Source organism: Microcystis sp. LE19-10.1B, from assembly GCF_027530565.1.
GTDB lineage: Bacteria > Cyanobacteriota > Cyanobacteriia > Cyanobacteriales > Microcystaceae > Microcystis > Microcystis aeruginosa.
This window is the reverse complement of the sequence record NZ_JAPZQM010000016.1, coordinates 22620-31586: the sequence shown is the minus strand read 5'-3', so window position 1 is coordinate 31586 and position 8967 is coordinate 22620. Positions and strand designations below refer to the sequence as shown.

Genomic DNA, 8967 nt, shown 5'->3' with positions numbered 1-8967 from the left:
TAAGTACCTAAGCAAAATTAATTACACATCTAAGCTCTCAGCCGTCAGCCTTTTGCTGATGTGAGTAAACAGTGAACTGAAAACTCAAATCCGATCCCTGATAGCTGTCTCGGAGTCTCGGAGTCTCGGAGTCTCGGAGTCTCGGAGTCTCGACTAGGAAATTAATTTTGCACGACTACTTAGCGCTCTTGGAGGGAGTCTGGCAAAGGTCTTACAGTCTCTAAACTCTAGCTCTCTTATGGGGTAAGCCTTCAAGCTATCGCTAACTAACAGAAACCCGAAATTTGAGTTTTTATTAGAAAAAAAGTTAGCGTTCCCTTGTCAAGCAAGGGTTTCAGAGCCTAGATTCGGTTAGGGATTTCCGAAAGTCCCAGAAGAGCGTTAGGGCATTGCCAAAAACAATTTTTTAATTTCCCCAAATCCCCCTAGGGGGGATATAGTAGAGAGAGAATGATGTATCTTAATATAAGTAAAGTTTTGTAACAATTCTGAAATCCTTTGCTCAACTCTACCCTAGTCCCCAGCAATCCCGATCGCCTGAAACCCCTAGTCCCTAACTGGGAAAAATGTCAATCCGTCTTTTGGACAGCAGCATTTCTGGTATCAGTCCCCGTGTTCATACAAGCGCCCCTAGTGCGCTACTATCCCGAAATTAGCCTAGGTTTAACCGTTTTCTGGGTGGGGTTAGGGATTTGGCTGCTCAAACAGGCAAAAATCAGTCTTTGGGGGGATTTACTTTTGGGCTTTAGTTGGAGTTGGTTAGCCGGTTCTCTGTACTGGGGTTGGTGGCGTTGGGAACCATTGATCCACATTCCCATGGAAGCGATCGGGCTGCCCTTTGTTCTCTGGGGATTATACAAAGGTCGCGGCAAAGTGGGCAATCTTTTCTATCTCGGTTCTTTGTTAGGAACCGCCATCACCGACTTATATTTCTATCTAACGGGACTAATTCCCTACTGGCGACAATTAATGACCGTGGAACTAGACCCCAACCTAGTGTCGCCGATATTTGATAACGCCTTGGCCCAAATTCAGACCCCCTGGGGCATCAGTTGGGCGATCGTGCTGCTCAACCTGCTTTTAGCGATCGGTATCTATCCTTTGCAAAAACGGGTGTGTCATTGGTGGGCATTTAGCGGAGCCGTATTGAGTACAATTTTAGTCGATGGTTTATTTTGGATTACCGCTTCTCTGGCCTAATGGTTTTCCTAGCTCATTTCCATTTCTGGTCAATAGAATAAACTATATAGTTAGCACCCCCTGTCTATCGCTGCTCATGCACCCGTGGCTCTACTAGGAAAAAATCCCTATTTACTACTCCATACCGAGAAGGGACAGCGTTTTTTCCCTCTCGTGGGGAGACCTTACTGGACAATCGGACGGAGCAAAGATAACGCTATCGTGATTAAAGATCAGTGTATCTCTCGCAATCACGCTATTTTACAATCCACGGAAACAGGAGATTTTTATCTGATCGATCTCGGTAGTCGCAATGGAACTTTTGTCAATGGCAGAAGGGTAGCTATTCCCGTGACTATCCATGACAAAGATCGGATCACCTTTGGCAAAACCGAAGTGCAGTTCTATCGTCCTACTCCCACTAATATAGGCAAGCAACCGCACAATTTAGAATTGGATCCCCCCACCTCCACCGTCCATGAACGTCGCTTAACATCGGTGATAGTGGTGGATATACGAAATTTTACGGCTTTAACGAGGCAATTAGACGAAAAAGTGCTTTCTTCTCTGATTGGCAATTGGTTTCGCCATGCCGGGAGTATTATCCGCAGTTCCGGCAGTTGGGTAGATAAATATATTGGTGATGCGATCATGGCCATCTGGTTTCACGGCCAACAGGAAGTCAATCAAGACGATATCTTGCAAATTTTCCAAGCAATTACGCGAATATACAAGATGACCCGCGCCTTAAGCGAAGAATATCCCTTACCCTTTAAATTACGCATCGGTGCGGGAGTGAATACCGGTTATGCCATGGTGGGCAATACTGGCAGCGGTGAACATCCAGATTATACGGCGATCGGTGATACGGTCAACGCCGCTTTTCGTTTAGAGTCGGCCACTAAAGAAATAGGTAGGGATTTAGCCATCGGAGCAACTACCTACAGTCATCTCATCGGTTTACCCCATCTCCACCAAGCTTTTGAGCAACATACCCTCAGTCTGAAAGGATACGACGATAAAACTATTACCTACGGAACCACTTTTGATCACTTGGATCGTTTCCTCGATGTCAATATTAGTGAGGAGATAACTGGAATTACAGGATTTATCGGCAGTGTCTGAAGATTGAAATTAAACGACATTTCAGTGATCAGTAAACAGTAATCAGTAATCAGTGAAAAGACAGTAGGAAACTTCTATTTAATACTGTACACTTAAAACTCAAATCTGATGACTGATAACTGATAACTGATAACTGATAACTGATAACTGACCTACTCCTCGGCAGCGGCGAGAACTAAATCTTCCTCTTCCAGGGCGGGAGGAACTTCGATTTCTGCGACTACTTCCGAGACAGTCCGGCCTTCCGCTTCCGCTAGACGTTTTTCTCGGTATTTAATCGCCATTTCTTCCGCTTTTTCAAACACTAACGGGCGATTTTTGAGCATATCTCCCGGTTCGGGTTCTAATTGTTTAGTCGAGAGGGAAATGCGACCTCTTTCGGCATCGAGATCGATAATCATCACTTTCAACTCATCATTGACATTGAAAACCGTGTGGGGGGTGTCGATGTGATCGTGAGAGATTTCGGAAATATGCAGTAAACCACTGACTCCACCAATATCGATGAAAGCACCGTAGGGCTTGATTCCGCGCACGGAACCGATTACCACCTGTCCCACGGCTAAACCGTTCATCTTGCGTTCCACTAAAGCGCGACGATGACTTAAAACCAGACGGTTGCGATCCTCATCCACTTCTAAAAACTTTAAGGGCAATTCCTGACCGACTAGATCCTCTTTCGCTTCTCTGGTGCTAATGTGAGAACCGGGGATAAAGCCACGGAGACCTTCAATTCTGACTAATGCCCCACCACGGTTAGTGGCGAAAACATTCGAGCGCACGGTAGCATCTTCTTTTTGCAATTGACGCACCCGTTCCCAAGCGCGCATATATTCAATGCGACGGATCGACAGGGTTAGCTGTCCATCTTCATTCTCGTCGGTAAGAATGAAAAATTCCCTGGTTTCGTTGGGTTGTAAAACTTCTTCGGGATTATCGACGCGGTTGATCGACATCTCCTGCACGGGGATAAAAGCGGCGGTTTTAGCACCGATATCGATGAGCGCTCCCCGGGGTTCCATGCTGAAAACAGTCCCAGCGACAACATCTCCCGGACTGAAATGATAATCGTATTTGTCTAGAAGGGCGGCAAAATCTTCATGGGTAAAGCCTATGTTTTTGTTTGCAGTTTTTTGGGTGGTCATGTACGTTGTTTGGGCCTCGGAATTTCCGTAGGTTTTTCCTCCTATGTGATGTACAGTTTCTAAATCAAGGAGATGCCTCCCAATTTAGTTTCTAGGCAGGGCCTAGGGGATGAACTGCCGCATCCGGCTTTCCTGGAGGCAATCCGCCTCAAGAATGACTTTTAAGAATCTAACCAGAGCTTGGGCTTTAAATAGCACAAGGGATCCTAATTATAACTGAATCGGGAACTATTTAGGGTTTGCTGAATAAATCTAAAAACATTGTTCGATAAGACTTTTAGACCTTTTTGAAATCCAAAAGTACCGCCTATTGGAGTGATCGGGGGGAAAATCCCTGGACTTTTTCCCTGAAAATTAGGTAATTGACCCCCTGAAAATGGGTAAAACCCTACACCCTACACCCTACACCCCACACCCTGCCCCCACCGAAAAACTTTTTGCCGCAAACCCTATTTAAGATGAGGTGATCACGCTGGCTTCTTCCACTTGAGACCAAGAAGGATGAGCGCGTTCGATTTCGGAGGATTGCAGCAGCGCTAAAGCGGCGATAAAGTCTCTAATTCCCTGAAAATTGCCGTAAACCGAAGCAAAGCGCACATAGGCCACTTCCGATTCTTGCCGGAGATATTCCAGGACTAATTGACCGATTTCCTGACTTGTTACCTCCCGTTTTGAGTCTTGCTGCAAACGGGATTCGATATCATTGACGATCGCCTCTAATCTTGAGGGGGGAATGCCGGTTTTTTCGCAGGCGCGGACGATACCCCGCAGCAGTTTGCAGCGATCAAAAGATTCCCGTTTACCATCTTTTTTAATCACCGTGATCGGCACGAATTCGATGCGCTCGTAGGTGGTGAACCGATATTTACACTGTAAGCATTCACGACGACGACGAATGCTCTGACCGTTTTCGGAGGAGCGGGACTCTAAAACGCGACTATCGGTATGCTGACAATTAGGACACTGCATAGGAGGCGCTCGGTGAGGGGAACCTTTAATTTAAGCCTTTAAATACGAAAACCAGAGCCGCTAACCTGCTTTTGACAAGCGGGCGGCTCAGGGAAGAAAATTATTAACCTAAACGGAGTTAAGAAATTTACTTTTGAATCCGGGGAGGTTCCCGGAAGGCGATGGCGAAGAAAATTACCGACAAAGCCATAGTTAAAACCAAAATGTAAGCGACGCTTTCCATGGTTGGACATCCTACAAGACTGCTATAACAATCCTATAGTATCAGGAAATGAGCTTTTCGGCCCGTCTGGGGATGTAATCTATATCCCCAGAATCAGTGGCCGCCTATTTAACGCTAACTTTTGCCCCAGCATCTTCCAGTTTTTTCTTGATGGCGGCGGCATCATCTTTGTTAGTGCCTTCTTTAACCGCTTTGGGAGCGGCTTCTACCAGGTCTTTCGCTTCTTTGAGTCCTAAACCGGTCAATTCGCGTACCACCTTAAGGATAGCAATTTTCTTGTCGGCGGGAACTTCTTCGAGAACGACGTTAAATTCGGTTTGTTCTTCCACCGCTTCAGCAGCAGCCGCAGGAGCAGCCCCGGGGGCAGCCATAATTATGCCACCAGTCGGAGCGGCGGCACTAACTCCAAAGGTTTCTTCGATACCTTTGACTAATTCCGCAGCTTCTAAGAGGGTCAGGGTTTTGAGTTTTTCTAAGATTTCAGCTACAGCAGACATGGGTTAGACTCCTAATTGTTTGTAAGTGATTGATTGGCGCGGTGTCAAGCCGCTTCTTTTTCTTCTTGACGGGCCACGGCATCGACGGCACGGGCCAAAGATGCGGGAACTTCGTTGATACTGCGGGCCAGTTTGGCAGCAATGGCGTTGATTGCTCCGGCGGCCTGAGCGATTAACTGTTCTTTCGACGGTAAATCGGCGATCGCTTTGATCTGATCTTCTGTTAACAGTTGACCTTTTGTCCCTTCTTTGAGGACACCGCCGCGCAATTCGGTTTTTTTGCTTTCTTTTTTGAACTCTTGATAGGCCTTGAAAGCTCCACCGATATCCTCTTTTACGAGCAGAAAGGCGGATGTTCCCGATAAAAGGCTTTTCATCGGTTCCCAGCCACTATCTTCAGCGATCGCCAAGCCCATCAAAGTATTTTTGGTGACTTTACAAATCGTTCCCGTGGGGCGCAATTTGCGGCGTAGATTGCTGATTTCGGCGACGGTTAAACCTTGATAGTCGATGACCATCGTTAATTGAGCTTCCCTCAGGGAGGTTTTTAATTCTTCTAGAATTACTCCCTTGCTTTCTCTGCTTCTCCCCATCCCTTGTTCACCTCCTGTATGCGGGGGACCGGTCCACAGACAGGCGCAAAAATAACCCCTTGTAGCGCCGGGGTTGAGTGGAGAGAATCCAGTTCAGGCACGACCAAGACAGAAAATATCTCTCTTTAGTCTTTTTGGCTGCTGTTTTCTCGCTTTGACCTCGGCAGGGTATTTAAGCTGTTTCGCACCTGCTGTCTTTGGCTTAAGCCAGTCCCTCATCATAACATTATTGCGGGATTTATGTCAAGCCCTGGGAAGGAACGAGCAGGGCGATCGCATTTAAGACTGAATCCCTTGAGTATAGGCTACTTAGGGTTTGCTGAATAATGGTAAAACCCTTTTAAAATAAGGCTTTTGACCTGTTAAAGTCCGATGTTAGTGCAAGAAAATAGGATTGGGACTTTCAAAAACCTTGCATTATCCTTCTTGTAGTACATGGCTTGGTACAAAAAACAATGGCAACAAAGCCCGAAACGACCGGCTCCTGACTCCTGACTCCTACCCCCAGGAAAAACTTTTTCAGCAGACCCTACTTAGGGTTTGCTGAATAAATCTAAAAAACTTGTTGGGTAAGACTTTTAGACTTTTTGTCAATCAAAAAGTACCAAGTATGGGAGTGATCAGGGGGAAAATTCCTGGACTTTTTCCCTAAAAATTAGGTAATTGGCCACCTCAAAACCGGTAAAACCCCACACACCACACCCCACACCCCACACCCTGCCCCCACCGAAAAACTTTTTCAGCAGACCCTACTTATCAGGACAGGCACTCATGCAAGAGGCAAAAGGGGGAATAATACTAAATCCGTTGAGTGTAGGCTACATATCAGGACAGGCAATGGGCAATAGGCAATAGGCAAAAGAGGGAATAAATAATCAGTTTTTAATAACTGGATTTAGTATAAATAATCGGTCTTTAATAACTGGATTTAGGCTCACTGCTTACTGCTCACTATCGCCTATTCCCCGCTCTCGACAATTATTTTAAATGCCTAAAAGTTTAGCCTGAAAAAATATTACTTATCTTGATTCTTCCTGACTGAGATGACGTAGTTTATCCCGAAAATAGCCAAAGCTGGGCGATCGATTAATATCCACATTCATCTGAGGAGAAATATTTTCTGCCCAGACTGTTTTCTCTTGACCCACAGAAGCGCCACCTAACTTAGATAATTGTTTCGCTCCACCTCTGTATATAGCATCTGCCAGTTTTTCCCAAGTACCACAGATACTATCATTAATATAGGAATCCAAGATAGCACTTTTGGCCTGGGGATAAGCAATTTTTATGGCATTAATATCACCTAAATACCAAGCTTCTCCTTCTTCAACAGCAATACAGAAGTAAATTTGGGATTGGATAGCAGATTTTTCCAGACAATTGCTTAATTATTGTCGAAATTCTCGAAAACATCGATTATCCAGATCGCAAACCACGATCAGTACAGCAGCATAATTATCAGGGTAACTAGAAAAAGTTTTATCATATCCTTGAATCAGTTTAGGTAGTCGCTCAAGAAGAATCCGCTTACTAGGATCGGAAACAGACTGTAAGTCTCTGGGAATATGACCACTGCCTTTATAGGAATGAACCCTAAATGTATGACCTGCATTCATGTCAATAATCTTAGGAATTAGAATATCAAGTGCTTTTTTTCCCGACAAATCCTCAACCAAAATTTCAAAGTGCATGACCTTATCTCTCATCTAAGTAATCACTATACCAAAGACTACCAAGGGGCAATCCTTCTGAGACGAGATTCTTGATTAAGGGATTGTCACTGGCCCGTTTAATCCGAGAAAACCCGTCATCACCTTTTTCCAGAATCCAAACTTCTTCCGGCTGGAGAGCATCAACAAAATAAGGTTGATGGGTGGTGATAAAAATTTGAGAACGTCCTCTCTGTCCTGTGGCGTGTTTTCTAAATTCTTGAGCCAAGGTTTCTAATAGTTTATGGTATAAGCCGTTTTCTGGCTCTTCAATACAGATAAATGGCGGTGGGGAAGGGTCTTCTAACAGTAAGAGATAGGCGAATACTTTTAAAGTACCATCGGACATTTGCTGTACATAAAATGGGTCTTGGAATCCCCGATCATTAAATTTTAATAGTAGTCGATTATCGGGACTTTTTTCTGTACTAATTTTTTCTATACCCGGTATCTTACGAGAAATACTATTAAGTATATTCTGAAATTTCTTGGAATGCTCTCTTTCCATAAACTGCACCACATTACCGAGATTATCTCCATGAATATTCAGATGTTTCTGGGGTCCGGCTAGGGGCAAACTTCTGGCCGCATCGGGAGTAAAATAGCTGAGATACCATCCCTCAATAAATCTCCGAAATAGGGAAATTCTCGGATGCTGTTTGAGAGAACCTAACGTAGCAATTCCTAGTTTCCGCTTATCATTCAGTTCCACTAACTCCCCCCCATCCTCATAATCTCCTCGTTTAATTTTTTCTATTAACTTAAGTAAATCAAAATGGTCTTGACCTTCTTCTACTTGTTTCCCTTCTTCTTCTCCTTTCCAGACGATTCCTTTCCCCTCATCGAGGAGTAAAAATGAAAAAGGCCATCCGGTCTTTTGACCTTTTCTTCTCTGTCTGAGTCTTTCTTTTTTTACATAAGGTCTATTATCGGTATCTAGATCAATAGCTAATTCATAGGTAATTGGTCGGTAATTGTAATCTTCTTTGTAATAAATCTGAAATTCAATGCTTCCTTCCTGACCCTGGGAACGAAGACGATCAAACCCACCCCGACCTCGCGCATCACAAGCTTCTTCTACTCCTCCTTTAAGACAATCAGATAAAAAACCGAACGCATCAAAAAGTGTGCTTTTTCCCACACCATTTTTGCCGATAACGGCCGTCATCGGTGTCAGAGAATCTCGATTTTGAGTATTCCATAACTTGCCCAGAGTTATATCCTTGAGCGCTCGATAATTTTTAATCCTCAATCCCTCAATTCTGGCCATTATTTAGTCCCGTTTCTCATTACTAAAGTAATTTGAGCAATTTCTTGATAGATTGATTCTAGACCAGTTATTAATAGAGTTCTTGCCTAATTAATTTTTGAGAGTTCAAAAATGAGAAAAATAGGCATAAAATTGCATAAAATCCTTAGATAGAGCATTTAATTGATTAATGCTCATTCTTAATTCTCCTGACTACTGACTACTGGCTACTGACTCCTCACCTAAGGTCAGATTTTTGATTTTTACAAGAGGTCTAA

General features: G+C 44.1%; 9 protein-coding genes and 1 pseudogene. 3 read left to right on the top strand and 7 right to left on the bottom strand.

The genetic code is table 11. From position 1 onward, the window contains the following. Nucleotides 1–498: 498 nt before the first annotated feature. Entirely contained in the window at nucleotides 499–1200 is a 702-nt protein-coding gene (locus O9332_RS00625; RefSeq protein ID WP_002757120.1) for a DUF3120 domain-containing protein, read from the top strand. A gap of 84 nt (nucleotides 1201–1284) precedes the next feature. Further along, complete coding sequence (locus tag O9332_RS00620; protein WP_002757122.1) at nucleotides 1285–2304, top strand: adenylate/guanylate cyclase domain-containing protein; 1020 nt, start codon at nucleotides 1285–1287, stop codon at nucleotides 2302–2304. Nucleotides 2305–2456: 152 nt separating this feature from the next. On the opposite strand, the gene O9332_RS00615 is transcribed toward O9332_RS00620, so the two are convergent. The 5 genes from O9332_RS00615 to rplJ all read right to left on the bottom strand — a co-directional run bounded on the left by O9332_RS00615 (nucleotide 2457) and on the right by rplJ (nucleotide 5731). After that, nucleotides 2457–3449, bottom strand: a complete 993-nt coding sequence (locus O9332_RS00615; protein WP_002757124.1) for a 30S ribosomal protein S1 — start codon at nucleotides 3447–3449, stop codon at nucleotides 2457–2459. Between the two features lie 453 nt (nucleotides 3450–3902). After that, nucleotides 3903–4418 carry a transcriptional regulator NrdR gene (gene nrdR / locus O9332_RS00610; RefSeq protein ID WP_002757126.1) on the bottom strand — a complete coding sequence of 172 codons (516 nt, stop codon included), beginning with the start codon at nucleotides 4416–4418 and terminating at the stop codon, nucleotides 3903–3905. 127 nt (nucleotides 4419–4545) lie between these two features. Next, a complete protein-coding gene (locus tag O9332_RS00605; RefSeq protein ID WP_012267019.1) occupies nucleotides 4546–4641 on the bottom strand; it encodes a photosystem II reaction center protein T in 96 nt (31 codons plus the stop codon). 104 nt (nucleotides 4642–4745) lie between these two features. Beyond that, complete coding sequence (gene rplL / locus O9332_RS00600; RefSeq protein WP_002736522.1) at nucleotides 4746–5138, bottom strand: 50S ribosomal protein L7/L12; 393 nt, start codon at nucleotides 5136–5138, stop codon at nucleotides 4746–4748. A 44-nt stretch (nucleotides 5139–5182) separates the two neighbouring features. Then, entirely contained in the window at nucleotides 5183–5731 is a 549-nt protein-coding gene (rplJ, locus tag O9332_RS00595; protein WP_002757128.1) for a 50S ribosomal protein L10, read from the bottom strand. A 663-nt stretch (nucleotides 5732–6394) separates the two neighbouring features. Between rplJ and O9332_RS00590 the strand changes: the two genes are divergently transcribed. Further along, complete coding sequence (locus tag O9332_RS00590) at nucleotides 6395–6586, top strand: hypothetical protein (protein WP_196219782.1); 192 nt, start codon at nucleotides 6395–6397, stop codon at nucleotides 6584–6586. Nucleotides 6587–6750: 164 nt separating this feature from the next. Here the strand turns inward: O9332_RS00590 and O9332_RS27880 are convergent. Together O9332_RS27880 and O9332_RS00575 are read right to left on the bottom strand one after the other, a co-directional pair. After that, a pseudogene (locus O9332_RS27880) lies at nucleotides 6751–7422 on the bottom strand (DUF4276 family protein). A 4-nt stretch (nucleotides 7423–7426) separates the two neighbouring features. Further along, nucleotides 7427–8710, bottom strand: a complete 1284-nt coding sequence (locus O9332_RS00575; protein ID WP_288023249.1) for an AAA family ATPase — start codon at nucleotides 8708–8710, stop codon at nucleotides 7427–7429. Nucleotides 8711–8967 lie beyond the last annotated feature (257 nt).

Bases quoted from the DNA above. Each gene is read 5' to 3' on its own strand.
- rplL (WP_002736522.1), bottom strand. From the start codon at position 5,138: ATGTCTGCTGTAGCTGAAATCTTAGAAAAACTCAAAACCCTGACCCTC.
- O9332_RS00575 (WP_288023249.1), bottom strand. From the start codon at position 8,710: ATGGCCAGAATTGAGGGATTGAGGATTAAAAATTATCGAGCGCTCAAG.
- O9332_RS00605 (WP_012267019.1), bottom strand. From the start codon at position 4,641: ATGGAAAGCGTCGCTTACATTTTGGTTTTAACTATGGCTTTGTCGGTA.
- nrdR (WP_002757126.1), bottom strand. From the start codon at position 4,418: ATGCAGTGTCCTAATTGTCAGCATACCGATAGTCGCGTTTTAGAGTCC.
- rplJ (WP_002757128.1), bottom strand. From the start codon at position 5,731: ATGGGGAGAAGCAGAGAAAGCAAGGGAGTAATTCTAGAAGAATTAAAA.
- O9332_RS00615 (WP_002757124.1), bottom strand. From the start codon at position 3,449: ATGACCACCCAAAAAACTGCAAACAAAAACATAGGCTTTACCCATGAA.